Genomic DNA, 25,978 nt, shown 5'->3' with positions numbered 1-25,978 from the left:
CGGCCGGGCTGGCAGTCATCTTGCGCTCACTCATGACCGGTGCGGACGGGTGATGCCCAGGCGTCTCGGCACTGCCGCCGCCCATGCGGTGATTGCGGCGCGCTCCTTGCGGCCGAGCATCCAGACCATGAAGAGGGTTGCACCCAGATAGAGGGGCAGGGCCGGAAGCGTCTTGGTGTAGAAGGGGTCGAACCCCACTTCGTAACGCCAGAACGGGACGATCGAGAAAGGGGCCAGGGCCGCGACGCCGAAGATCCAGCGTGAGAACCACCAGGCGGGGACGAGGGCGGCCAGTGCCAGGATCCACAGCATGAACCAGGGCCACATATGGGTCGATATGCTGAACACCACCGCCGCCATCACCGCGGTGGCGGCCTTCCAGGCATTTTCCGTGGTGGGCCGACGGTACAGAGTGGCCAGGGTCCACATGGCGAAAGCGGCAAAGGAACCGCGCACGAGCCACCGGAGGGGAGCGAGGTCCATGCCCAGCAGCCTCTCCGCCACGCGGACGACGTCGACCGGTTGAAGCCACTGCCAGCCGGACATGCCGCGGGCTCCATCGAAGAAGGTGGGAGAGCGGAAAAAGAGGAACAGGACGACCAGGAAGAAGGCGGCTGCCGGAATTCCGCGCAGAAGATATGGAACCAGGATGCTCTTGAGATCCATGCGCCCGGATTTGCCGACCCTGTACAGCAGATCGACGGAGACCAGGGCTGCGCTGGTGTATTTGCAGGCGGCCGATGCTGCCAGCGCCAGCGGGCCGGCACGGTCGCCGGAGGGAAGGCGCATCAGCCACAGCAGCATGAAGACGACCATCGCCAGGTCGTTGTGTCCCTCGCCGGCCGAATAGATGTGGCCGATGGGAAGCCAGCCGAACGCGACGAGGCCGGCTGCGGCGGTCGCTTCGTCATGGGTGCGGCCGATCCGGCGGACAATGGCGAGCGCGGCGATCCAGGCGCCCCCCAGGACCAGCTTGAACAGAAGCCCGGTCACCCAGACATTGCCGTCGCTGAGAGCCATGATTCCGGCCGAGATGACCGCCCACAGGGGGCCGTAGGTCATCATCGCCGACACCTCGTCGAAGGGGTAGAAGCTGGCCTGTTCCGGTGTGAAGGGAATATAGTAAGGGTTGAGGCCATCGATGATTTTCTCGCCCCACAGCGCGGAAAACCAGAGGTCCTGCGTCATCACCGGAACCGACGGAATGCAGGCGACGGTGAAAAGAACCGGCCAGCAGAAGAGGCGGTCCGTCACCGCCTTCGTGACCGGACCGCTGCAATCGGACAGCCAGCGGAACAGCCATGCCGCCACGGCGATCTGAAGGGCGAGCGGGAGGCAATAAGACAGGAAATAAAGACCATCATGGGTGAAGACGTTGCCGTCGGTGAGTGCATGCGCCAGCGGGATCGGGAAGTCTGCGATGGATGCTGCCAACCGAGCGAAGAAAGCGGCTTGATTGGGCAGGCCGACCTCCCCATCTCGGGCATCCGACGCAGCAAGAAAGTAGCTCAGTGCCGAATAAAATAATAAAACCGACGTTACAATGAATCCCAATCTGTCGATAACGGTGCCTATCTCCCTGTCATCAGGGGCACGTGGCGCAGTAATTCTTAAAGATGATTTTCTCGCAACCCGCACTGACATCTCCTCCACCAGTGTGTGCTTGACGGAGTCGCCGGGCCCTATATTAATGAAAATCAGATAAAATTTGGTTGTTATTCGGTGATAATGCTGAAATTTCCTATTTGAATGCAGCCATTCATCCTGCTTTGCGCATCGATTTCCTTTGATGTCGCGCATTCGAATGAGGCTCGCCCTACGGCACCGGCAAATGTCCGGTTTGCCGGGAGCATCCAATTCCGTCATGGGCGGCCGGAATGAGCATCTGGCTGCGGCAGCAAACATATGGGTGGCCGGCGTCACGCTCATTTGCCGCCGGAATTGCGTGGCTCCCGCATTTTGCTGGCCAAGGTGATAGTAAGGCACGATTTTCTCTGTCCGGCTCGATCACCGGGGCGGGACAACTCACGGCGACCGGTTCCGGCCCGAACGTCCGGCCCTCCGCTCAGAATTCTCGCCGTGCCCGACAATGCCAATGACGCTCGCCCTCAGTCGGGGCTGACGTCATGGTTCCGTGGAACCCGGCAAAGGCGTTCTGTAGCCATCGATGATCACCTGACCATTGCCCTGTGAACAGCGTTCGATACGAGCGTCGATATTGTAGACCTCGCGAAGCAGGTCGACGGTGATGACATCCTTGCAGGAGCCGCTGCCGCGAGACGTGCCGCCGGAAAGCACCAGGACCTTGTCGGCAAAGCGCAAGACCTGGTTGAGATCGTGCAGGGCGATGAAGGCGAGAAGCCGCCGCTGTCGCACAAGGTCGCGGACGAGGGTCAACACCTGCATCTGTCGGTGCAGGTCCAACGCGCTCGTCGGTTCGTCCATCAGCAGGATCTCGGGATCACGGGCTAGCGTCTGTGCCAGCGAGGCGAGCTGCCTTTGGCCGCCACTGAGTTCCCCCAGGCTTCGGAATGCGATGTCCGCGATGCCCAAGGATCCCAGAACCTCGTCCACCGCTGCCAGATCGGCATCCTGCACAATCCACGATGCGTTCTGCTTGCGTGCCAGCAGGACGGACTCGTACACGCTCAGCGCAGCACTCGTAGCCGAATCCTGGGGCATGTAGCAGATTCCCGACGCGCCGCGCCGCGTTCCCGTCACCACGACATCGCCGGGGCCGCCAAGGAGGCCGGCCATGCGTTTGAACAGCGTCGATTTGCCGGCGGCGTTCGGGCCGATCACCGCCACCACGTCGCCATCCGTGAAGGCCGGGGTGCTGATCCCGGAAAGGGCGAGGCGGCGTCCATGATAAGCGCCGACATCCTCCAGCCGCAGCGTCACCATGAGCGCCTCCTGCTTCCCAAGATCAAGGAGATGAAGAACGGAATGCCGATCAGCGAGGTGACGACCCCGATCGGGAAGATCGTTCCGGGAATCAGGATTTTGCTGACGACCGAACTCAACGACAGGATGACCGCCCCGGCCAGCATCGAGGCCGGCAGGAAAAAGCGCTGATCCTCGCCGACCAGCATGCGGGCGATGTGCGGGCCGACCAGTCCGATGAAGCCGATGGTGCCGACGAAGGCCACCGGAAAGGCGGCCAGCAGGCTGACCAGCACCAAGGTGTGCAGGCGCAGCCGGCGCACGTCCACGCCGAAGCTCGCCGCCTTGTCGTCGCCCAGGCGCAGCGCCGTCAGCGCCCAGGATCGTCGCAGGAAGAGTGGAAGGGTCGCCGCCAGCACCGCCGTGGTGATGCCCAGCTTGCCCCAGGTCGCCTTGGTCAGGCTTCCCATGGTCCAGAACACCACGGCGGCGACCGCCTGCTCGGTCGCGAAATACTGCACCAGCGCCAGCAGGGCATTGAAGGTGAAGACCAGCGCGATGCCCAGGAGGACGATGGTCTCCGCCGTCACCCCGCGCTTGAGGCTCAGCGCGTGGATGATCAAGGCCGTGAGCATGGCCATGAGGAAGGCGTTCAGAGGCAGCATGTACTCCGCCGCCACCGGGAGCAATCGCAGGCCGAAGGCAAGCCCCAGCGCCGCGCCGAAGCTGGCGGCCGCCGAGATGCCCAGGGTGAAGGGGCTGGCCAGAGGGTTGTTGAGGATCGTCTGCATCTGCGCTCCGGCCAGCGACAGCGCCGCGCCGACGACCACGGCCATCAGCGCCACGGGCAGGCGGATGTCCCAGACCACCACGTGCGCCTGCGGCGGGACACTGTCCGGGGTCAGCAAAGCCTGCACCACCTCCCATGGGCCGAGGCGCACGGATCCCAAGGCGAGGTCGAGCAGCAGGCTGCACAGCAGTGCGAACGCCAGCAGGGCGAGCAGCAGCCGCTTGCGCCGCGCCATGGCGCGGTAGCCATGGCGGGTCCTGGGAGCCGGCAATGGCATCGCTTGGGTCACGGGCTTGTCGCCTTTCCGCCGAGCGACACGAAGTAGCCGGGCTGATACGGGATGGGAAGAAAGCGCTCGTGCAGCTCGCGGAAGTTCGCTTCCGGGTCGAGGTCGGCGAACAGGGCGGGATGGAACCACTTGGCGAGTTGCTGGAGCGCCACGAACTGGTAGGGGCTGTTGTAGAACTGGTGCCAGATGGCGTGGAAAGCCCCGGTGGCGTTCGCCCGGATGCCCGTGTAGGCGGGGCGCCTGGGGAAGGCGCTCAGCTTGCGCGCGGCTTCGCCGAGGTCGGCACCCGGCCCGACGCCGATCCAGCCGCCGCCGGGGACATAGGCCTCCCAGTTGGCGCTGGTCACCACGACCTGGTCGGGGTTGGCGGCGATCACCCGCTCCGGGCTCAGCTGGCCGAAGGTGCCGGGGATGAGATCCTTCGCGATGTTGCTGCCGCCGGCCATCTCCACCAGCCGGCCGAAATTCTCGTCGCCGAAGGTCAGGCAGCAATCCGGGGTGTAGCCGCCGATGCGCTCGATGAAGACCTTCGGGCGCGGCGGCATCCCGGCGGCGATCACGTCGGTGACGCGCCGGATCTGCGCGGCCCGGAAGGCGATGAATGCCTCGGCGCGCTCCTCCTGCCCGAACAGCCGGCCGAACAGGCGGATCGTCGGTTCGGTGTTCTCCAGCGGCCGATGGCGGAAGTCGGCGTAGACGACCGGGATGCCCAGCGCCCCCAGCTTCTCGATGGTGCGTGCGTCTTCGCTGGACCGCTGCGCCTCGATGTTGAGGATGAGGACGTCGGGCTGCAGGGCGATCGCCTTCTCCAGGTCGAAGGTGCCGTCCTCGATCCCGCCGAAGGTCGGAATATGGACGATGTCCGGGAAGGCCCGCAGATATTGAGTATATGTGTCCGGGTCGGCCTGGATCAGATCCTTGCGCCACCCGGCAATGCGACGGATCGGATCCTCGCGGTCCAGCAGCGCCACGACGTAGAGTTGCCGCCCCTCGCCCAGGATGACGCGCCGCACCGGCGTGCGGACCTCCACCGTGCGTCCGGCCAGGTCGGTCACCGATGCCGCCTTCGCCGCACCCGATGCCATGGGGTCGAACGCCGTCAGCATGCACAGGGCGGAAAGGCCCGCCAGCATCGTCGATTTGCCAAAGAACGCCATGATGTCACCTGTGTCTGTCGCTTGCCATCGCCCACAGGGCGACGGCGCCCGCCGCGTAGGCCGCGGCGACGAAGAGGTATGTGTGCTCCAGCCCGACCGTCTGGCCGATCCCGACACCCAAGGCTATGCCGGCCATGGAGGCGCCCTGCGCCGTGCTTTGCGCCACGCCGAGGAGCCGGCCCTGGCGCGCCCCGTCCGTCGTGCGGGAAAGCAGCGCCATCAGCACCGGTGTCGTGGCGCCCAGCAGGACGCCCCAGCCGAGATAGGCGGCGGCAAAGACGGTGACGCTGGTGGTCAGGCCGGCAATCGCCGTAAGGCCGGCGCAACCCGCCGCCACCCACGTCATTCGGCGAAGCGTCGCGCTCCGCGCCATGCCCTCGAAGTGCCGGGCCCAGGCGGGCGCCGAGACCGCGAAGCCCAGCGCCAGCATCGCATAGCACAGGCCCGTCACCCCGGTGCCCGCACCCAGCACCGACGTCACATACAGCGAGAAGGGGGCCTGCGTGATCATCCGGGCGGCGAGCAGCAGCCCCATGACGCCGAGCAGGGCGAGAACCGGCGCCGGCAGCCGGAAGCCCGCCGCTGGCCGGTCCGGCGGCAACGCGGTCTCGGGAACAGGGACGGGTAGGGGCGCGGGCACATCGGGCAGCAGCAGCGCCACGGCCCCCGCACAGGCGGCGCATATCGCGGCGGCGGCCGCGTTTATCCAGAAGAACGCCGCATGGTCGAGGATCACGCCCCCCGCCACCGCCCCGACGACCGAGCCGACATTGGTGGAGACCTGCAGGTGCGCGAAGAGACGGGTCCGCACCGCGGGAGATGCGATGCCCACCCCATAGGCCTGTGCCGGCGCGATGTATCCGGCACAGGCCCCCTGCAGGAATCGCAGAGCCAGGATGGACCAGACGTCTGCCGCGAATGCCAGGGCCAGCTGTGTCAGCGCGAGCCCGAGCAAAGCCCGGATCATCATCAGCCGGTGTCCGAAGCGGTCGCCGACCCGCCCCCAGAAGGAGCTGGTCAGCGCGATGCCCAGCATCGGCCCGACATAGACGGCGGTGCCCGCGACGCCGAACAGCCAGCCCGGCTGGTCGAAGGAGGCCAGATGGACAGGCCAGAACGGGCCGCTCATCTCCATGGCCCCCATGGAGACGAACTGGACCACGAACAGGATCCGGACGGCGCGCCGGACGCGGTCCGGTGCCAGGGAAACGCTGGTCATCCGGCTTTAGAAATCGGTCGAGACGGACAGCAGCGCGGTGCGCGGCGCCCCTTGCGACACGCCGCCCCAGCTCGCCACGCCGGACCAGTATTCGGTGTCCAGCACATTCTGCACCGTCGCGCGGACGGTGACGGGACGGTCGTGGATGGTGGTGCGGTAGCGCGCACCCAGGTCGAGCCGGGTCCAGGCCGGAATGCGCTGCGTGTTGGCGGCGTTGACGTATTGCCCGCTGGTGTACGCGACGCTGCCCACCAGGGTGAGGGCGTCCAGGAACGGCGTGTCCCATTCGGCGCTGAGGTTCGCCTGCATCTTCGGCACGCCGATCGGCCGGTTGCCGCGGGTGGCGGCGCTGTTGGTCTTGGTCAGTTCGGCGTCGATGAACGTCACGCCGGCCAGCAGCCGGACCGACGGCGCCACCTCGCCGAAGACGGAGAATTCCAGGCCGCGGTTGCGCTGCTCGCCTCCGGCCGAATAGACATTGCCGGTCAGCTGCCCGGACGGCTTGGTGATCTGGAACAGGCTGGCGGTGGCGCCGAGATGGCCGAAATCGACCTTCACGCCGGCTTCGTACTGCTTGGCGACATAGGGTGACAGGGCTTCGCCGGCATTGACGGCGGTGGTCGGCGCGACGTCGCCCTTGCTCAGCCCCTCGATGTAGTTGGCATAGACGGTGACGTTGTCGCGCGGCTTCAGGACGAGGGCGGCCATGGGCGTCACCGCGCTCTTCCTATAGGACGAGGTGGTTGCACCGGTCGTGGCGCTGAAATTCTCCGACTTGATGGTCTGCTGACGCACGCCGAGGACCAGCTGTACGCGGTCGTCCAGGATGCCCAGGGTGTCGGACAGTGCGAAGCCGGTCAGATCGGTTTCCGAGATCTTCGGCACCCAACCGGGCGCGGCAACCGACTGGGCGATCCGGTCGACCGGGCTGTAGATGTTCGACGCCACCGCCCGGCCGCCGATCAGACCGCGTGACAGCGTGTCGTGGTAGCGGCTTGCCTGGACGGTCATGCGATGGCTGACCATGGCGGTGTCGAAGCGCGCGCGCAATCCGGCATCCAGCGTCGAGCGCTCGACGTCGAACTTGTAGTGCTCCGGCGTTTCGCTGGTGTCGCCACGCGCGTTGAGGATCGTCGGCGTGCCGAAAAGCCGCTCCACCTCGGTCCAGCCGCCGCCGGCGTTGGCGAACACCGTCACGCTGTCGCCCAGGTCGTATTCGCCGCGCAGGAGCGCCGCGCGGTCGGTGACCTCCGACCACGCCCAGGGCTGGGTGATGTTGCGCCGGCCATCGGGCGCCGAAGGCACGGACACGCCGGTCGCGACCAGGAACGGACGGGACGGCGCGTTGAAATCCTCCTTCTGCTCCAGCAGGTCGAGGGATGCGCGCAGCCGTTCGCCGCGATAGTCCAGCGCCAGCGCGCCGACGCGCGCCTCGCGCGACTGCTTGTCCAACGGCGTGTCTCCACCCCGGTAGCTGCCGTTGAAGCGGGCGCCGAACTCCCCGTTGGGACCGAAGCGACGGCCGACATCCAGCTGTCCGCCGAACTGTGAGGTGCCGACATATTCGGCCGTCAGCCGCGTCAGGTCGGTGTCGGTGGCGCGCTTGGGAACGATGTTGATGCCGCCGCCGATGCTGCTGCTGGGCGCCATGCCGGACAGCAGCGCGGTGGGGCCCTTGATCACCTCGATCCGCTCCGCGTAGTCGGCGAAGACGCGGTAGTTGGGCGCGACGCCATAGACGCCGTCGAAGCTGATCTCACCCAGATTGCCTTCACCGACGGGAAAGCCGCGGATGAAGAAGGCATCGAGCATGCCGCCGGTCTGGCCGCTGGTCCGCACCGACGGATCGCCGGCCACCACGTCGGCGATGGTGGTCGCCTGATCGTCCTCGACCTTACCAGCGGTGTAGCTGGTGACGTTGAACGGCGTGTCCATGATATCGCGGTTGCCCAGCACGCCGATGCGCCCGCCGCGCGCCACCTGCCCGCCGGCGTAGGCCTGCGGCAGCGCGTCCGGATGCGTCGCGCTGGCAGCCACCGTCACCTCCGGCAGCGTCATGGCACCGTCCGCCCCCGCCTGTCCCGCCGCCGCCACCGGCACCAGAACATAGCCGGCCGGCGTCCTGGCGATGCGGTAGCCGCTGCCCCGCAGCAGTGCCTCGAAACCCTCCTCCACGCCGTAGGTGCCGTTGAGGCCCGGGGATCGCAGTCCCTTCACCGTCTCGGCATTCATGACGATGGCGGTACCGGACTGCTGCGCGAAGTGGTTCAGCGTGTCGGCCAGCGGACCGGCCGGAATGTCGTAACGGGCAGCGGGCTGGACGGCGGGCTGGACGGCGGACTGGGCACGGACCGGCACGATGCCGGCAGTGGTGAGCAGCAATGCGGCGGCAAGGGGAAGGACGACGGTGCGGACGTGCTTGAACGGCATGATGGACGGCTTTCCATGGCGAAGGTCTCGCTTCTCCTGACGGACGAGACCCGGAAAGCCGAACCGGTCCGGTGAATCTTTTTTTCCGCGTTCCCGTTTACGGGCGGCCCGGCGCATCCACCAGCACCACCCAGGGCGTCAGGGTTCGCACGCGGATCGCCGGGAAGCTGGCCGCCAGCAGGCTGAGCGCACGGTCGGTATCGTCCAGCGGTAGGACGGCCGAGACCGTGTATGACTGCAACGCGGCGCGGTCGTAGTGGATGACGCCGCGGCGGTAGCGGCTCAACCGTTCCAGCACGTCCGGCAGCGGCTCTCCCTGCACCACCAGCTGGCGGAAACGCCAGGCACCCTCCACGCTGCGCACGTCGACGGGTGTGGCCGGTCCAGGTCCGGCCGCGGTCAGCCGCACCCGCTCGCCGGCCCGGACGACCAGGCTGTCCGGCGATCCCGGAGTCTCGACTGAAACCTTGGATTCGATCACCGTCAGAACGGTGGCGTCCCTCTCCCTGGCCACGGCGAAGCGGGTGCCCAGCGCGCGCATCCGGCCATGCGGCGTTTCCACCACGAAAGGGCGGCGGGCATCGGGCGCCACATCGACGAGGATCTCTCCGCGCAGCAGTTCCACGGTGCGCCGGCTGTCGTCGAAACGCAGATCGACGGCGCTGCCGCTGCCGAGTGTCAGCCGGGTGTCGTCGGCCAGCGTCCGGGTCGTCCACTCCCCGGTTCCCGTGCGGGCATCGGCGGTCAGGGCGGCCATCAGTTCAGCGGGCGGATAGACCTGAACGGCCAGCCAGCCCGGCAGGCCGAGCGCTAGAACGATCGCGAGCGCTGCCCCCAGGCGGCGGGCCTGTCCGTGCTTCCCGTCGGCGAGCGCTGCGTTCAGGGCAGCGCGGGCCGGCCGGGTGGTGCCGTCGGCGCGCATGCGCTGCAACTGCTCCACCAGATGTTCCATGCGGGCGGCGGCCTCGGCGTGTCGGCGGTCCGCCTTCCGCCAGCGCTCGAACCCGGTCCGGGCCCGTTCGCGCTCGGCCGCATCGTCCGCCGTCAGCGCGACCACCCACTGTGCCGCCTGTTCGGCGATGGCGTCCTCCGCCCCGTTCCGGGACTGCGTGCTCATGCGGGGCGCCTCACAGGTGCTGGTCACGTACGCTGCAGCACTGCAGCAGGCACTGCGCCAGGTACTTCTGCACCATCCGCGTCGACACGCCGAGCCGGCCGGCGATGGCGCCGTGGGTCTCGCCGTCCAGATAGTGCATCAGGAAGGCCTCCCTGGCCTTGACCGATACGGCCTGCAATGCGGCGCCGATCTGTTCCAGCGCCTGCACGGCCTCCAGCACGTCCTCCGGCGACGGATGGCCGGGTACGGTCTCGGCGGCCAGCGTCAGTTCGGCGAGATAGGCCTGCTCGATCACTTGCCGGCGCGCACGATCCAGCAGCAGGCGCTTCGCCGTGGTGGTGAGGAAGGCGCGCGGCTCGCGGATGCCCAACAACCCGTCGCGTGACGCCAGGATACGCAGGAAAGTGTCCTGCGCGACATCGGCCGCGTTGTGCGCGCAGCCCAGTTTTCGGCGCAGCCAGGCATGAAGCCAGCCATGATGCTCGCTGTATAGCAAACCAAATCGAGTGGTCTCACAGGCGTCTTCAAGTGCAGATTGCTTGACAGACATGTAAGGAACTCCCCGCCCGCTGGTCCGCCTGGACGCCAGATATGAGAATGACAATCACTATCATAGTATGCATATGAAGTGGAAGCCGCCGCTCATGCTTGCTCCCTGGACCGCGCCTGTCGCCTGCAAGCCCTCAGGCGTCACTCGGCGTTCGATGGCATCGGCATCCAGCCTGCCGGCAGCGTTTCGCGCACCGCCTGCCGGATGATCGTCGCGAGATGGTCGCCGATCGGGTTCGGTCCCTTGTCTGACCGCAGAAGTCTGAGGCCGAGCGACGGCAGGTGCGGCAAGCCATAGGCGGCGGGATCGAGCACGCGCACCGACGGCGGCCGTCCCACCGGGGTTCGCAAGGCGATGCCGAGGCCCGCCGCCGTCGCCGCCCAGAGTCCGCCCAGGCTCGGGCTGACGAAGGCGATGCGCCAGGCGATCCCCTGGCGGTCGAGATGGTCGCAGGCGATGGCGCGCAGGAGGCAGGGAGCCTCCAGGGCCGCAAGTGGCAGTGGCTCGCGTCCGAGTGGTTCGCGGCCATCTGCCCGCCAGGCCGGCTCCTCCTCCGCCGAACCCAGCCAGCACAGTGGCAAGGATGCGATCCTGTCGATGGCGGACGCGGTGCCGTCGTCCCACGCCAGCGCCAGATCGAGATGGCCGGAGGCAATTTTCTCAAGCAACTCGCCGTTGCGGGCGATGCGTCCCTCGATCCGGACCTTGGGATGGGCACGGGCGAAACGGCCGAGCACCTGCGGCAGCACGGCCTCGCCGAAATCCTCCTGGATTCCCAGGCGGATCCAGCCCTCCAACTCGGCCCCGCGAACGGCGTTCATCGCCTCGTCATTGAGGGTCAACAGGCGTCTGGCATAGGACAGCAGCACTTCACCGCCATCGGTGAGCGTCAGGCCGCGCCCCGCCTTGCGCACCAGCGCCGTTCCGGTCTGATCCTCCAGCTTCTTGAGGTGGGCGCTGACCGCCGACGTCGATCGCCCCAGCCGGTCGGCGGCTTGGGCGAAGGAGCCGGCGTCGATGCCGACGACGAAGCTGCGCAGCGCATCCATGTCGAGGTTGGTCAGACGCATCACCAAAGTCCCGAAAAACAGGATCATCCATACTGAATAATCTGATTATCGGGATGATCGTGGCGCGCCATACTGCCCCTGTCAAACGCTTTCGCAGGAGCGGCACAGATGCCCTTCACTCGAATTTCCCTGCTCGCCGGCAAATCCCCGGCCTACCTCGCGGCTGTTTCCTACAGTCTCGACCGAGCGTTGGTCGATGGTTTCGACGTTCCGGAAAGAGACCGCTTCGCCGCCATCCACCAGCATCAGCCCTATGAATTGATCTTCGATCGAAGCTATGGCGGCGGCCCCCGCTCGGACGATTACATCGTCTTCCACATCACCACCGGGAAAGAGCGATCACCGGAAACGAAGGCCCGCTTCTATCGGCGGCTGGTCGAGAATCTTGCGGCGTCGCCGGGTGTTCGGCCCGAGGACGTGATGGTCGTGATCGCCCAATCGGGCTCTGAGGATTGGTCTTTCGCATCCGGCCTGTCGGCCGCCCTGCTGCTGGAGGAGGCTTGCCGATGACCGGGTATTTCGAAATGCAATCCTCCTGCCCGCCGGTCATGACCATCCGTCGCGCCGGCGAGGGCATTGCCGCTGCGCCCGAGGGGATCGCCAACGGTTCCTTCCTCGCTCAGATGCTGCTGTCGAGCCGGACCGACGGCGAAATGACGGCGATGCGTGCCTTCATCCCACCCGGCGTCGTGACCCATTGGCACAGCCATCCGTCCGGGCAGCTTCTGTTCGTGCTCGATGGCGTCGGCGTCGTTCAACGCGATGGCGGCGAGCCGGTCGAAGTGCGTGCCGGCGACGCCGTCTGGTTTGCCCCCGGCGAACGCCACTGGCATGGCGCGGCACCGTCCAGCCCTTTCAGTTACGTCAGCGTCCAACCCGTCCAGGGCGGGACCGCCGTCCATTGGATGGAAGCCGTCGAACAGGAGAACCTTTCCCGATGATCGCGATGCAATACAGCTTCGTCCTGCCGGCCGATTACGACATGGCGGTCATCGACCGCCGCATTCGGGAGAAAGGTCCGCTGCTGGACGGCTTTCCACGGCTGCGTTTCAAGGCCTATCTCGCCGCAAGAAAGCAGGATGCCGGGTTCGCCAGTGCTGAAAACCTCTATGCGCCCTTCTACCTGTGGGATGAGCCGGAAGGGATCGACGATTTTCTTTCCGGCCCGGGCTTCGCGGCGGTGACACGCGACTTCGGTTGGCCATCGGTGCAGACCTGGCTGATCCGGCATGCGGAACTGACGGCGAACCTGAGCGCCGCGACCCATGCCACCCGTGATATCCGACCGGTCGCGGCCCATTCGGATCTGGCTTCGCAACGGGAGAGCGCCATCGCGGAGACAAGATCGGCGATCCAGGCCGGAGCATTGGCGGCCGTCGCCGCGTTCGATCCGACGCGGTGGGCGACGGCCAGCTTCACGCTCTGGCCAAAGTTGCCGCCCGTGGCGACGGAGACGATGCAGATCTACACCGTCGGGCATGTCTCGCTGCCGCATGGGCGATGAGGCCGCCCATCGAACGGCGCAAGGGGCGTGGTGTTCGAAGGGGCGTTGGCGTTGCCCCCGGTCGGGTCGCAGATGGTCAGCAGCGGCCCGACGCCGGCAGACCCCAGATCGATGCTGCCGGACAGCAGCGCATCGTTCATCGCCGCGCCACCGGAAAAGCGGAATAAAATATAGGTAATCAAGCGGTGTTTTTGGGATTGGCCGGCACCGCCCGGGCATAGAGACGCAGCGCCTGCACGAAATCCCGTGCGGCGCCGCTCAAGGCCTCCCCCTTTCGCGTCAGAATACCGAAGCCGGTCAGGTTCTTGCCGATCGTCATCGGCAGGCAGCACAGAAGACCCGCGCGCAGGTGGTCGCGCACCACAGACTCCGGCAGCATGGCCACCGCGTCGCTTGTCTGCAGCAGTTGCAAAGTCGCGAAGATCGAACTTGCCTCCACCATGTCGGCAGGGGTCGGCATCAGGGCGTTGGCGAACTCCTGCTCCAGAAGCTGGCGGGCCGGGCTGGTCAGCGGTTGCATCACCCAGGGCGTACCACCCAAATCGCTCAGGGCCAGATCGGACCGCGCCTGCAAAGGGTGGCCGGTCCGCGCCACCACGTAGAGCGTTTCGTTGGCCAAGGGTTCGAAGTCGAACTCGTTGTGCTGCAGCGGCCCGCTGAACCGGCCGACCGCAAGATCGAGTTTGCGTGCCGCCAGCAGATCCAGGATTTCGTCGCTGGTTTCCCCCAGCAGCCGGACGACCAGCAGCGGCCGCGCCGCTTTCAGGTCGGCAACCGCCCGTGCCACGATGTCCGGCGCGGCCCCCATGATGGCACCGACCACAAGCTGACCGAATCCGCCGCGGCGCTTGCCTTCCAAATCCTGGGCAAAGCGATCGAAGTCGGCAAGCAGCCGCGTCGCGAAGCGCACCACCTCCTCCCCCAGTTCCGTCGGCTGCATGCCGCGCGGCAACCGTTCGAACAGCAGGAAGCCGAAGACCAGCTCCACATCGTGCAGCATCTTGGTCGCCGTCGGCTGGGTCACATGTACCGCCTCGGCGGCGCGGTGCAGGTTCCGTTGCTGTCCCAGCGCCGCGATCAGCGCCAGTTGCTTCAGACGCAGGCGATTCATCAGCACGGGCAGCAACGGGGCGGGCGTCATGTCCAATCCGATCGAGATAGGTGCGATAGAAAAATCCGATCGCAACCGTCCATGTTTCGATTGGATCGCTATCGGCTGAGTTTCTACACTGCTGACAGTCAGTGTTGCAAACCAAAGGACATGTCATGAAGCTGCTGCGCGTCGGCCGGCCCGGCCAGGAGAAGCCTGCGCTGCTGGACCGCGATGGAAAACTCCGCGACCTCTCGGCCCACCTGCCGGCCCAGTCGCAGGACATCGCCGGCGCCACCCTGCTGCCCGACAGCCTGGATCGCCTGCGCCGCCTCGACACCGCCACCCTGCCGGAGCTACCGGCGGCCTCGCGCATCGGCGCCTGCGTCGGTTCTGTCGGCAAGATCATCTGCGTCGGGCTGAACTACTCCGACCACGCCGCCGAGTCCGGCATGGCCATACCGACGGAACCGGTGCTGTTCATGAAGCCGTCCAGTTCCATCTGCGGCCCTTTCGACGATGTCGAGATCCCGCGTGGCGCCGAGAAGACCGACTGGGAGGTCGAACTGGGTGTCGTTATCGGCAAGACCGTCAAATATGTTTCGGAAGAGACCGCGCTGGAGCATGTCGCCGGCTATTGCATCGTCAACGACGTCTCCGAACGCGCCTTCCAGCTTGAACGCGGCGGCCAGTGGGACAAGGGCAAGGGCCACGACACCTTCGCCCCGCTCGGCCCCTGGCTGGTCACTGCCGACGAGGTGGAGGATCCGCAGGCGCTCGACATGTGGCTGGAGGTGGATGGCCAGCGGTTCCAGGACGGCTCCACCCGCACGATGATTTTCGGCGTCGCCCATCTGGTCTCCTACATCAGCCGGTTCATGACGCTGCAGCCGGGCGACATCATCTCCACGGGCACCCCGCCCGGCGTCGGTCTGGGCCAGAAGCCGCCGCTCTACCTGCGCGCCGGCCAGACCATGCGGCTGGGCATCGCCGGGCTGGGCGAACAGCAGCAACGCACCATCGCCGCCTGACCGTCCGTCACCGCCCACACAGCAGGAGTACGCCATCATGAACCGCCTCGACCTCGATGGGCGCGTCGCCATCGTCACCGGCGGAGCGCGCGGCATCGGCTATGCCGCCGCGGACCGTATGCTGCGCTCCGGCGCCGCCGTCTCGCTGTGGGACGTCGATGCCGCAGCCCTGGACGATGCCGCCGGCCGTCTGGCCGAACTCGGCAGCGTCGCCACCGCCGTAGTGGAACTCACCGACGCCGACAGCGTGGCGGCCGGCACCGCTACGACGCTGGAGCGCTTCGGCAAGATCGACATCCTCGTCAACAATGCCGGCATCACCGGCGGCAACGCCCCCACATGGGAACTGTCGCCGGAGGTCTGGCGCCGGGTGATCGACGTCAATCTGGTCGGCCCCTTCCTGACCTGCCGTGCGGTGGTCCCGCACATGATCGGGCGCGGCTATGGCCGCATCGTCAACGTCGCCTCCATCGCCGGGAAGGAAGGCAACCCGACCGCCTCCCACTACAGCGCGTCGAAGGCGGGGCTGATCGCGCTCACCAAGTCGCTGGGCAAGGAACTGGCGACCAAGGGCGTGCTGGTCAACTGCCTGACCCCGGCCGCCGCGAAGACCGACATCTTCGCCCAGATGAAGCAGGAACACATCGACTACATGCTGTCGAAGATCCCGATGAACCGCTTCGTCGAGGTCGGCGAGGTGGCGGCGATGATCGCGTGGCTGGCGACGGAGGACTGCTCCTTCACCACCGGCGGGGTCTTCGACATCTCCGGCGGACGCGCAGTCTACTGACTCCATTCTTCGCCGGGCAACCAATCAAACAAGAACAGCCCGCCTACCTGAGGAAACGCTCATGGCCCAAACCGCTTCTTCCGCAGCGGCGCCGCCGGCGCTGCTCGACCGCACCGTCGCCAAGGTTCAGGCCCGGCTGCTGCCCTTCCTGCTGCTGATGTATGTGCTGGCCTTCCTCGACCGCGCCAACATCGGCTTCGCCAAGAAGGCTTTCCAGGCGGACACCGGCATCGGCGACGCCGCCTTCGCGCTCGGCGCCGGCATCTTCTTCATCGGCTATGCCCTGTTCGAGGTGCCGAGCAACCTGATCATGCACCGCGTCGGCGCGCGGGCCTGGATGTGCCGGATCATGGTGACCTGGGGCATCCTGTCGGCGGCCATGGCGTTCGCCCATGACGAGACGACCTTCTACGTCCTGCGCTTCCTGCTGGGCGTCGCGGAGGCCGGTTTCTTCCCCGGCGTCATCCTGTACCTGACCTACTGGTTCCCGGCGAATGCGCGGGCACGGGTCATGGGCATGTTCTATTTCGGCGCCCCCATCGCCTTCATCCTGGGCAGCCCGGCGTCCGGCCTGCTGCTCGACCTGCACGGCGCCGGCGGCCTGCTCGGCTGGCAGTGGATGTTCCTGGTGGAGGGGCTGGCGGCCTCGGCCGTCGGCGTTTGGGCCTACTGGTATCTCGACAATCGCCCCGGCGATGCCCGCTGGCTGTCGGCGGAGGAGAAGACGGTCATCACCGGCGCCGTCGCCGCGGAGGAGGCGCACAAGAACGCCCACGGCCCGCGCGGGATCCTGGCGGCCCTGTCCAACCCGCGGCTGCTCTATCTCTGCGCCATCTATTTCCTGATCCAGATGAGCGTCTACGGCGTGGTCTTCTACCTGCCGACCCAGGTGGCCGGCCTGCTGGGCAAGAATATCGGCTTCGAGGTCGGTCTGGTCACCGCCATTCCCTGGATCTGCGCGCTGGCCGCCGCCTATCTGATCCCGCGCCATTCCGACCGCACCGGAGAGCGCCGGGTGACCGCCGCCCTCACGCTGGCCGCGGCCGGCGCAGGCATTGCGGTTTCCGCCGGTGTCGCCTCTCCTCTGGTCGCCCTGATGGCGCTCTGCGTCGCCGCCGCCGGCTTCATCGCGGTGCAGCCGCTGTTCTGGACCTTCCCCACCGGCTTCCTCGGCGGCGTCGCGGCTGCCGGCGGCATAGCCATGGTCAACTCGCTCGGCGCGCTCGGCGGCTTCGTCGCTCCCAACGTGAAGACCTGGGCGGAAAGCGCCTTCGCCTCGCCCGCAGCCGGACTCTACCTGCTGGCCGGCACCACCCTGCTGGGCGCGCTGCTGATCCTCGGCCTGAAGGGCCTGGGGCTGGTCGAAGCGTCGGCAGGCGGCAAGCGGCCGTCCAGTGCCGTCCTCCCGCAACACCAATCCTGATCGGAAATCCGTTCCATGAGCGCATCCACCCACACGCCCACCATCCGTCAGGTCCGCGCCTTCACCGTGCGCGGCGGCGGCGCCGACTACCACGACCAGAGCGGCGGGCATTGGATCGACGACCACATCGCCACGCCGATGAGCAAATATCCCGAATACCGCCAGAGCCGCCAGACCTTCGGCCTGAACGTGCTGGGCACGCTGGTGGTGGAGGTCGAGGCGTCGGACGGCACCGTCGGCTTCGCCGTCACCACCGGCGGTGAGATCGGCGCCTGGATCGTCGAAAAGCATCTCGCCCGTTTCGTCGAGGGCCAGCGGGCGACCGACATCGAGAAGATGTGGGACCAGATGTTCAACGGCACCCTGTTCTACGGCCGCAAGGGCATCGTCCTGAACGCCATTTCCGGTGTTGATCTGGCTTTGTGGGATTTGCTGGGCAAGCTGCGCGGCGAGCCGGTCCATCACCTGCTGGGCGGTCCGGTGCGCGAGGAGTTGCAGTTCTACGCCACCGGCGCCCGCCCCGATCTGGCCAAGCAGATGGGCTTCATCGGCGGCAAGCTGCCGCTGCACCATGGCCCGGCCGAAGGCGAGGAGGGGCTTCGCAAGAACATCGCGCTTCTGGCCGACATGCGCGAACGCGTCAGCGACGATTTCTGGCTGATGTATGATTGCTGGATGAGCCTGGACGTCAACTACGCCACCCGGCTGGCGCAGGCGGCCCACGGCCTGGGCCTGAAATGGATCGAGGAAGCGCTGCCGCCCGACGATTACTGGGGCTATGCCGAGTTGCGCCGCAACGTGCCCAAGGGCATGATGGTGACGACCGGCGAACATGAATCCACCCGCTGGGGCTTCCGCATGCTGCTGGAGATGGGCTGTTGCGACATCGTCCAGCCCGATGTCGGCTGGTGCGGCGGCATCACCGAACTGATCAAGATCTCGGCGCTGGCCGACGCGCACAACACGCTGGTCGTGCCGCACGGGTCGAGTGTCTACAGCTATCACTTCGTCGTGACACGCCACAACAGCCCGTTCGCCGAGTTCCTGATGATGGCGCCGAAGGCCGACACCGTCGTGCCGATGTTCAACCCGCTGCTTCTCGACGAGCCGGTTCCAGTCAACGGCCGGCTGAAGGTTCCGGACCGGCCCGGCTTCGGTGTGCGCCTGAACCCGGACTGCGCGCTCTCCCGCCCGCACACTCATTGATTCCCTTCGCGTCCTATTACCCTGGCGGTGGGGGAGGGGGGCCGACGAACTCCTCCCTCAGCCAGTCGCAGACCACAACATTGCCTCGGCTGACACCCGCTCCTCACGCGACATCGCAGTTCGGAAATGCGCCAGTTGAAGTATGCCATTGACACTTGAGGGAACATAAAGCGAACATGCTATCCGTTTCCGGCCGGGAGGATTGCAGATGAGTGACCGTGACTTGATGGCGCGTGCCTTTGATTTCGAAATCGGGTCCTGGCACGTCTCGCATCGCCGTCTGCGGGAGCGTCTGGCCGGTTGCCAGGAGTGGGACAGCTTTACCGGGACGGCGGACATGCGGCCGGTGCTCGGAGGGAACGGGAACATCGAAGATAATTTCCTGAACCTTCCGCAGGGCGCTTACAGGGCGATTGCGATCAGGTCCTATGATCCGCAGCGCGGGCTCTGGGCCATCTGGTGGCTTTCCGCTGCCGACCCGCATTCAATCGAGACGCCCGTGGTGGGCCGGTTCGAGGAAAATGTCGGGACCTTCTACGCGGATGAATGCTTCAAGGGCCGGCCGGTCAAAACTCGTTTCCTCTGGCTGGACACCCACACCGCCACTCCGCGGTGGGAACAGGCGATGTCGGCCGACGGCGGAGAAAGCTGGGAAACGAACTGGACCATGGATTTCAAAAGGGCCGATTGAGGACGGATCTCCCGAATACCGAACCGCGCCGGATCGCTTCGGTCTTGTAGAGGCCGTTGATCGCCTGGCCAAGGCGCTGTCGGCCTCCGGCAAGCCCGGTACGGTCCAGTGGGGTTCTCACGACATGGTTTGGTCGGCGTAGCGCTCGGCGATTTCCTGGAAACGTCCGGCAAGCCGCCGGAACGCGTCGACGACATCCGGATCGAAGTGGCGGCCCCGCCCGTCCAGGATGATCGCCATGGCCTGCTCATGGCTCATCGGTTCCTTGTAGACGCGCCTGGAGATCAGGGCATCGTAGACGTCGGCCAGCGCCATCAGCCGGGCCGACACGGGAATTTCCTCCCCCTTCAAGCCGCGCGGGTAGCCGGAGCCGTCCCACTTCTCGTGATGCGCATCGGCGATCTCGCGGGCGAAACGCAGGAAGGATGGAGTGTCGCCTTCCAGCCGGTCCTCCGCCCGCGCCAGGGAATCGCTACCGAGCGTGGCGTGGGTCTTCATGATGTCCCACTCCTCCGGCGTCAGCTTGCCCGGCTTCAGCAGGATGGCGTCGGGGATGCCGACCTTGCCGATGTCGTGCAGCGGCGCCGATTTGTAGAGCAGGTCGATGACGCCGTCGGTCAGGAAGGCGGCGAAGCGCGGGTGGTGGCGCAGTTCTTCGGCCAGGGCGCGGACGTAATGCTGGGTCCGCAGGATATGGCTGCCGGTCTCGTTGTCCCGCGTCTCCGCCAGAGAGGCCAAAGCCATGATCGTCACGTCCTGGATCGCCCGCACATGGGCGGTGCGGCGCTCCACTTCGGCTTCGAGGAACAGATTCTTGTCGCGGATGTAGTCGGCCGCCTCCTTGAGGCGGATGTGATTGCGCACGCGGGCCAGAAGAATGGGAGCGCTGATCGGCTTGGTGATGTAATCCACCGCACCCAGTTCCAGCCCGGCCTGCTCGTCCGCCTGCTCCGACAAAGCGGTCAGGAAGACCACCGGGATGTCCCGGGTGGCGGCATCGGCCTTCAGCCGGCGGCACACGGCGTAGCCGTCCATGTCCGGCATCATGATGTCGAGCAGGATCAGGTCGGGAGCCGGAGCGGTTTGCGCGATCCGCAACGCCTTCTCGCCGCCGCTCGCCACCTTGACGCGGTAGCTCTCCTTCAGCAGGCCGGCCATCAACATCAGATTGTCCGGTGTATCGTCCACAACGAGCACGAGGGGGCGGCGGACTTCGGCGTCGGTCATCGCAAACTGTCTTTCGGTCGGCAGGTCGGCTGTGGACATGGCAGGGATCAGGTGGAGGCGGCGATGGCGGCCAGGCGGCCGCGCGTGACGGCCAGCGCCTGGTCGAAATCGAAACGCCCGACGGCCGTCGCCAAAGTCCGGTAGGCTTCGGATCCCAGCGCAGCGCGCAGAGCCTGCTCCTCCCGCTGGACCAGGTCGTGGGCATCGGCATCGTCGTCGGCCAGCAGGGCGTCGAGCCGGCGCAGCAGGTCCTCCTGCGCCGCGCTCAGCGGCGGGAGGGGGGCGAAAGCCGCTGGCGTGCCGGACGGTGCGTCGAGAGTGGCGGCGCAAGACGGCGCGGCAGCCGGCGATCCGGTGGGAGGTGCCGCCCGTTGCGGGATCGCGCGGTCGATGGCGCCCAGCGTCCGGCGCAGCGCCTGCGCGTAGACGGCGACGAGCCCGTCCGTTGCGGCCCCGGTCTCGCCAGCGCGCACGGCAGCCTCCAAGGCCGACGCCGCATCGGCGAGCGGGCCGGCCCCGATCTGCGCCGACAGGCCCTTTGCGGTGTGAACGATGATCTCCGCAAGGGCGAGGTTGCCATCGGCAAGCGCATCGGCGATCAGCGCGTCCGATCCTTCCTGTTCGGCCCGGAAGCGGTCGAGGAGGGAGCGATAGAGCTGCGGCCGGTTCAGCACCCGGTGCAGGCCGGCCGCCGCGTCGATCTCCGGTCCGACGGCGTCGAAGGGTGACGGCACGCTGGCCGCCGCACGGCGGATGCCGGGCGCGGCAGTGTCCTGGGAGCATCCCGCCGACCCATCCGAAGCCTCAGTCGTACGTCCGGCCCAGAGGGCGACCATCGCGTACAACTCATCCGGATCGATCGGCTTGGAGAGGTGGTCGTTCATGCCGGCGTCCAGGCAAGCCCGGCGGTCGCCTGCCATGGCGTTGGCCGTCATCGCGACCACCGGCAGCGTCGTCAGTTCGGGCCGCTCGCGGAGGAGGCGGACGGCGGTCAATCCGTCCATCACCGGCATCTGCATGTCCATCAGGACGAGGTCGTAGCGCTGTGCCGCCAGCCGTTCCAGAGCGATGGCGCCGTTGTCGGCGATGTCGGGCAGGGCGCCGACGCTGGTCAGCAGCTCGCGGGCGACATCCTGGTTCAGCGGATTGTCCTCCGCGACCAGGATGCGCAGCCCGGCCAACTGCGCGCCGATCGCGGCATCGGGCGCGTCGGGCGGAACCAACTCGGCGCCGACGATGCCGAGCGCGCGGGATGCGGCGTCGAGCAGGATGCTGGGATTCACCGGCTTGACCAGGATTTCGTCGACGCCGGCACGCGCGGCACGGTGCATGATCTCCGCCCCGCCATAGGCCGTGACCAGCACGAAGGCCGGGTCGGCGGCGGAAACCGGGTCCTTGGCATGCAGGGCGCGGATCGCGCGCACCGCGTCGATTCCGTCCATGCCCGGCATCCGCCAGTCGACGAAGACGATGTCGAAGGGCTTGCCGGCGGCGAGCGCCGCGCCGGTCGCCGCGACGGCCTCGTTGCCGCCCGCGGCCCCCTGCACCTCGAAGGTCATCAAGCGCAGCATGTCGCAGATCACGGTGCGGGTGCTGTCGTTGTCCTCGACCACCAGGGCGCGGCGGCCGCGCAGCCCGACCGGCGTGGCGGCCTTCCGGTCCGCGGCGCTGGCGGCGACGCCCAGGGCGGCGGTGAACCAGAAGGTGCTGCCCTCGCCGGGGCGGCTCTCCACCCCGACGCTGCCGCCCATCATCTCGGCCAGCCGCTTGCTGATGACGAGGCCGAGCCCGGTGCCGCCGAAGCGCCGGGTGGTCGAGGCGTCGGCCTGCTGGAAGGGCTGGAACAGGCGGCCCCGCGCTTCCTCCGACAGACCGATGCCGGTATCGCTGACGGCGAAATGCAGGCGCACGCGCCCTTCCGCCGGTTCGCCTGCGCGGTCGTCGCGCCGCACCGTCACCTTGATCTCGCCCGACTGGGTGAACTTGACGGCGTTGCTGACGTAGTTCAGCAGGATCTGGCCGAGCCGCAGCGGGTCGCCGACAAGGCGCAGCGGCACGTCGGCACCGATGTCGACGACCAGCTCGAGCCCCTTCGCCGCCACCTTCTCCACCACCATGTCGGCGACGTCCTGGAGCACCCGCTCCAGGTCCAACTCGATCGCCTCGATGGTGAGCTGGCCGGCCTCGACCTTCGAGAAGTCGAGGATGTCGTTGATGATCGACAGAAGCGAGCGGCCGGCGTTCAGAATCTTGGCCGCCTGGTCATGCTGGGACCGTTCCATGCCGGCCCGCATGAGAATATGCGCCATGCCGATGATGGCGTTCAGCGGCGTGCGCACCTCGTGGCTGACATTGGCGATGAAGGCCGACTTGGCACGGTTGGCGGCGTCGGCGCCGCGCACGGCCTCCTCCAGCTCCCGTTGCACGCGTTTGCGTTCGGTGACGTCGCGGACGATGCCGGTGAACAGCATCTCGTCGCCCAGCCGGACCTGGCTGATCGACAGCTCCAGCGGGAAGAGCTCTCCGGTCTTGCGGCGGCCGACGGTCTCGCGCCCGATCCCGATGATCTTGGCCTCGCCGGTGTCGAGGAAATGACGCAGATACCCGTCATGCGCCGAATGATGCGGCTCGGGCATCAGGAGGGAGACGTTGTTGCCGACGGTCTCCTCGGCGCCGTAGCCGAAAATGCGGGCGGCGGCCGGGCTCCACCGCAGGATGGTGCCGCGCTCGTTGATGGTGATGATGCCGTCGACCACCGTATCGAAGATCGCCTGGAGCCGCGCCTCGCCGGCCTTGGCGTCCCGCTCCAGCGCGGCGCGGCGGGCGATCTCCTCGCGCAGAGCCTGGGCGGTCTCGACCTGGCGCCCGGCGACGGCGGCGGCCATGGTGGCGGTGGCGAGCGACACCGCGAAGACGACGACCAGCAGCGCGAGCGTCGTCGGCGGCAGCGTGGCGACGAGCGCCTCCGGCTGTTCGGCGGGGAAGAAGACCGCGGCATGCATGGCGGTGTAGTGCATGCCCGTTATGGCGCCGCCCATCACGGCCGCCGCCGCCGACATCGCCAGAAGCCGGCCGCCGGCCGCCTTGGCCCGGCGGGTCAGGCCGCGGATGCTCAGCGAGACGAAGGCCAGCACCACCGCGACCACGACCGACAGCACCACCAGCCGCGCGTCATAGCGCAGCACCGCGTCGATATCCATGGCGGCCATGCCGGTGTAGTGCATGGCGCCGATGCCGGCGCCCATGAGGACGGCGCTGAGCGCCAGCCGCTTCCGCCCGATCTCGTCGGTCCGTCCGATCACCCGCAGGGCGACGGCGCTGGCCATCATTCCGGGCAGGAGCGACAGCAGGGTCAGGCCCGTGCTGTAGTTGACGCCGCAGGGCAGCGCGAACGCCAGCATGCCGATGAAATGCATGGCCCAGATTCCGCCGCCCATGCTGGCCGAACCGGCGGCCAGCCACACCGCCCGGGCCAGCGGCGCGGCGGTGGACAGCCGCTGGGCGATCATCAGGGCAGCCAGGGAGGCGAAAGCCGCGACCAGGAAGGACAGTCCCACCAACCAGGGGGTGTAGGACCCGACCAACACGGCGTCCAAGGGGCCGGGCGCGGCGGGACGGAACAGGGAATCGAGCCACATGATCATGCTGCGTATCGTGTCTTTCCATGCGATGCCCGGTCATGGCATGGAAGCGCCCCACGTCCCGCATGCGCCTGGAATAGGCCATACGTGCAGTGTCAATCCAACCCTTTTGATTGCAACAATCTGAAACAAATTTTTGCGTCCGGCAACCGACGCCGGGACATTGTGCAAGGGAACCGGTCCGATCAGGTGACCGGCGCCGGGTTGAACAGCGTCATCGCGTTGCGGATGCCCCAATGGTCGGCCCAGGTCTTCTTCCTGCCGCTGGCGACATCCAGGATCATGCGGAAGATTTCCCAGCCGATGTCCTCGATGGTGGCCTGACCGGTGGCGATGCGTCCGGCATCCACGTCGATCAGGTCGTGCCAGCGCTCGGCAAGTGCGGTCCGGGTCGAGACCTTGATGACCGGCACCATGGCGAGGCCGTAGGGCGTGCCGCGTCCGGTGGTGAACACCTCCATGTTGCAGCCCGACGCCAGCTGCAGCGTGCCGCAGACGAAGTCGCTGGCGGGGGTGGCGGCGTAGATCAGCCCCTTGCGTTCGGCCCGCTCGCCGGGCGACAGCACCCCGACGATCGGGCTGCTGCCCGACTTGGCGATGGAGCCCAGCGCCTTTTCCACCACATTCGCCAGCCCGCCCTTCTTGTTGCCCGGCGACGGGTTGGCGCTGCGGTCGGTCTGGCCGGCGGAGAGGTAACGGTCGTACCAGTCCATTTCGCGGATCAGGGCCCGGCCGACCTCCTCGTCGACCGCGCGCGGCGTCAGCAGGTGGATGGCGTCACGCACTTCCGTCACTTCGGAGAACATCACGGTCGCGCCGGCCCGCACCAGCAGGTCCGAGGCATAGCCGACCGCCGGGTTGGCGGTGACCCCGGAAAAGGCGTCGCTGCCGCCGCACTGCATGCCGACCACGAGGTCGGCGGCCGGGCAGGTCACGCGCCGGCGCCCGTTCAGTTCCCGAAGGCGCTGTTCCGCCATCTCCATGATCGAGGCGACCATGGCGCCGAAGCCGACATGGCGTTCGTCCTGCAGCGTCATGATGCTGGTGTCGCCGGCCGTGCCGGCCGGCAGCAGGCGTTCCGGCTGCAGCTTCTCGCAGCCCAGCCCGACCACCATCACCTGACCGCCCAGGTTGGGGTTGCGGGCGAGGTTCTGCAGGGTGCGGATCGGAACCACCGCTTCGGGGGCGTTGATCGCCACGCCGCAGCCATAGGCGTGCTCGATGGCGACGACATCGTCGACATTCGGGTAGCGGGGCAGCAGCTCCTTCTTGATGCGCTCGATGGCGAAGTCCATCACCCCGGCCACGCATTGCACGCTCATGCTGATTCCCAGCACGTTCTTGGTGCCGACCGAACCGTCCGGGTTGCGGAAGCCTTCGAATGTGTAGCCCTCCAGCGGCGGTTGCGCCGGCGGCACGTTGGTGGCGAGCGGCAGGCTGCCCAGCGCCGGAGCGGACGGCAGCCTCACCAGCGACTCCTCGATCCAGCTTCCCCGGGCAATGTCGCGCGCGGCAAGGCCGATCACCTCGCCGTAACGGAGGATCGGCTCGCCCTCCGCCAGATCGGCGAGCGCCACCTTGTGGCCCTGGGGAACGAACTCGCGCAATCTCAGGCCGCAGGGGAACGTCGTTCCTTCCGGCAGGCCCAGGTTGTTGACGATGATGGCGACATTATCGTCGCCATGCACCTTGATGTAGAGCGGAGTGTCGGACATCGGACGGGGTCCTCTCAGGCGTTCGTCTTGAACTTGGCGGCGAGCTGTTCGGAGGTGCGGGCGAGGATGCCGAGGTCGGAGCCGACGGCAACGAAGGTGCAGCCCAGCTCGATATAGCGCTTGGCCAAAGCCTCGTCGGCCGACAGGATGCCGGC

Annotated in this window: 21 protein-coding genes; 8 read left to right on the top strand and 13 right to left on the bottom strand. The window is 67.2% G+C overall.

The window, feature by feature from the left end; translation table 11 throughout:
• Positions 1–30 precede the first annotated feature (30 nt).
• From VD964_RS09935 to VD964_RS09895, 9 genes are all read right to left on the bottom strand, one after another.
• Positions 31–1,800 (bottom strand): hypothetical protein, encoded by a 1,770-nt coding sequence (locus tag VD964_RS09935; protein ID WP_324868096.1) that lies wholly within the window; start codon positions 1,798–1,800, stop codon positions 31–33.
• A gap of 324 nt (positions 1,801–2,124) precedes the next feature.
• Positions 2,125–2,904 (bottom strand): ABC transporter ATP-binding protein, encoded by a 780-nt coding sequence (locus VD964_RS09930; RefSeq protein WP_324868094.1) that lies wholly within the window; start codon positions 2,902–2,904, stop codon positions 2,125–2,127.
• Positions 2,898–3,962 carry an iron ABC transporter permease gene (locus VD964_RS09925; RefSeq protein ID WP_324868092.1) on the bottom strand — a complete coding sequence of 355 codons (1,065 nt, stop codon included), beginning with the start codon at positions 3,960–3,962 and terminating at the stop codon, positions 2,898–2,900. The genes VD964_RS09930 and VD964_RS09925 overlap by 7 nt, the downstream gene beginning before the upstream one ends.
• Complete coding sequence (locus VD964_RS09920) at positions 3,959–5,119, bottom strand: ABC transporter substrate-binding protein (RefSeq protein ID WP_324868090.1); 1,161 nt, start codon at positions 5,117–5,119, stop codon at positions 3,959–3,961. The genes VD964_RS09925 and VD964_RS09920 overlap by 4 nt, the downstream gene beginning before the upstream one ends.
• 4 nt (positions 5,120–5,123) lie before the next feature.
• Entirely contained in the window at positions 5,124–6,338 is a 1,215-nt protein-coding gene (locus VD964_RS09915) for an MFS transporter (protein WP_324868088.1), read from the bottom strand.
• Between the two features lie 6 nt (positions 6,339–6,344).
• Entirely contained in the window at positions 6,345–8,768 is a 2,424-nt protein-coding gene (locus VD964_RS09910; protein WP_324868086.1) for a TonB-dependent receptor, read from the bottom strand.
• 97 nt (positions 8,769–8,865) lie between these two features.
• Positions 8,866–9,885, bottom strand: a complete 1,020-nt coding sequence (locus VD964_RS09905; RefSeq protein WP_324868084.1) for a FecR family protein — start codon at positions 9,883–9,885, stop codon at positions 8,866–8,868.
• A gap of 10 nt (positions 9,886–9,895) precedes the next feature.
• Entirely contained in the window at positions 9,896–10,435 is a 540-nt protein-coding gene (locus VD964_RS09900) for a sigma-70 family RNA polymerase sigma factor (RefSeq protein ID WP_324868082.1), read from the bottom strand.
• A gap of 140 nt (positions 10,436–10,575) precedes the next feature.
• Complete coding sequence (locus tag VD964_RS09895; RefSeq protein ID WP_324868080.1) at positions 10,576–11,505, bottom strand: LysR substrate-binding domain-containing protein; 930 nt, start codon at positions 11,503–11,505, stop codon at positions 10,576–10,578.
• A 108-nt stretch (positions 11,506–11,613) separates the two neighbouring features.
• Between VD964_RS09895 and VD964_RS09890 the strand changes: the two genes are divergently transcribed.
• The 3 genes from VD964_RS09890 to VD964_RS09880 are packed head-to-tail and all read left to right on the top strand — an operon-like array spanning position 11,614 to position 13,009.
• A complete protein-coding gene (locus VD964_RS09890) occupies positions 11,614–12,015 on the top strand; it encodes a tautomerase family protein (RefSeq protein WP_324868078.1) in 402 nt (133 codons plus the stop codon).
• Positions 12,012–12,446, top strand: a complete 435-nt coding sequence (locus VD964_RS09885; protein ID WP_324868076.1) for a cupin domain-containing protein — start codon at positions 12,012–12,014, stop codon at positions 12,444–12,446. Before VD964_RS09890 ends, VD964_RS09885 begins: the two co-directional genes overlap by 4 nt.
• A 41-nt stretch (positions 12,447–12,487) precedes the next feature.
• Positions 12,488–13,009 (top strand): DUF4865 family protein, encoded by a 522-nt coding sequence (locus tag VD964_RS09880; RefSeq protein ID WP_324868074.1) that lies wholly within the window; start codon positions 12,488–12,490, stop codon positions 13,007–13,009.
• Between the two features lie 178 nt (positions 13,010–13,187).
• Here the strand turns inward: VD964_RS09880 and VD964_RS09875 are convergent, their stop codons facing one another.
• Positions 13,188–14,126, bottom strand: coding sequence for a LysR family transcriptional regulator (locus tag VD964_RS09875; RefSeq protein WP_324868156.1), 939 nt, complete (start codon positions 14,124–14,126; stop codon positions 13,188–13,190).
• A 149-nt stretch (positions 14,127–14,275) separates the two neighbouring features.
• On the opposite strand from VD964_RS09875, the gene VD964_RS09870 reads away from it, so the two are divergent.
• From VD964_RS09870 to VD964_RS09850, 5 genes are all read left to right on the top strand, one after another.
• Positions 14,276–15,130: a fumarylacetoacetate hydrolase family protein gene (locus tag VD964_RS09870; protein ID WP_324868072.1), complete on the top strand. Its 855-nt coding sequence runs from the start codon at positions 14,276–14,278 to the stop codon at positions 15,128–15,130.
• A gap of 37 nt (positions 15,131–15,167) precedes the next feature.
• Positions 15,168–15,920: an SDR family NAD(P)-dependent oxidoreductase gene (locus VD964_RS09865; RefSeq protein WP_324868070.1), complete on the top strand. Its 753-nt coding sequence runs from the start codon at positions 15,168–15,170 to the stop codon at positions 15,918–15,920.
• A 61-nt stretch (positions 15,921–15,981) separates the two neighbouring features.
• A complete protein-coding gene (locus VD964_RS09860) occupies positions 15,982–17,343 on the top strand; it encodes an MFS transporter (RefSeq protein ID WP_324868068.1) in 1,362 nt (453 codons plus the stop codon).
• 15 nt (positions 17,344–17,358) lie between these two features.
• Positions 17,359–18,549 carry an L-rhamnonate dehydratase gene (rhmD, locus tag VD964_RS09855; RefSeq protein ID WP_324868066.1) on the top strand — a complete coding sequence of 397 codons (1,191 nt, stop codon included), beginning with the start codon at positions 17,359–17,361 and terminating at the stop codon, positions 18,547–18,549.
• A 208-nt stretch (positions 18,550–18,757) separates the two neighbouring features.
• The gene (locus tag VD964_RS09850) at positions 18,758–19,240 is read left to right on the top strand and encodes a DUF1579 domain-containing protein (protein WP_324868064.1); all 483 of its coding nucleotides are present in this window, start codon (positions 18,758–18,760) and stop codon (positions 19,238–19,240) included.
• Positions 19,241–19,357: 117 nt separating this feature from the next.
• On the opposite strand, the gene VD964_RS09845 is transcribed toward VD964_RS09850, so the two are convergent.
• The 3 genes from VD964_RS09845 to garD form a co-directional block, all read right to left on the bottom strand.
• Positions 19,358–20,467, bottom strand: coding sequence for a two-component system response regulator (locus VD964_RS09845; RefSeq protein ID WP_324868062.1), 1,110 nt, complete (start codon positions 20,465–20,467; stop codon positions 19,358–19,360).
• Positions 20,468–20,514: 47 nt separating this feature from the next.
• A complete protein-coding gene (locus VD964_RS09840) occupies positions 20,515–24,111 on the bottom strand; it encodes a response regulator (protein WP_324868060.1) in 3,597 nt (1,198 codons plus the stop codon).
• 182 nt (positions 24,112–24,293) lie between these two features.
• The gene (garD, locus tag VD964_RS09835) at positions 24,294–25,823 is read right to left on the bottom strand and encodes a galactarate dehydratase (protein ID WP_324868058.1); all 1,530 of its coding nucleotides are present in this window, start codon (positions 25,821–25,823) and stop codon (positions 24,294–24,296) included.
• Between the last annotated feature and the right edge of the window lie 155 nt (positions 25,824–25,978).

The sequence above is a fragment of the Azospirillum sp. genome, from assembly GCF_035628975.1.
In the GTDB taxonomy this organism is placed as follows: Bacteria; Pseudomonadota; Alphaproteobacteria; order Azospirillales; family Azospirillaceae; genus Azospirillum.
Note: the sequence above shows the minus strand (reverse complement) of the source record. Positions and strands in the feature narration are given on the sequence as shown.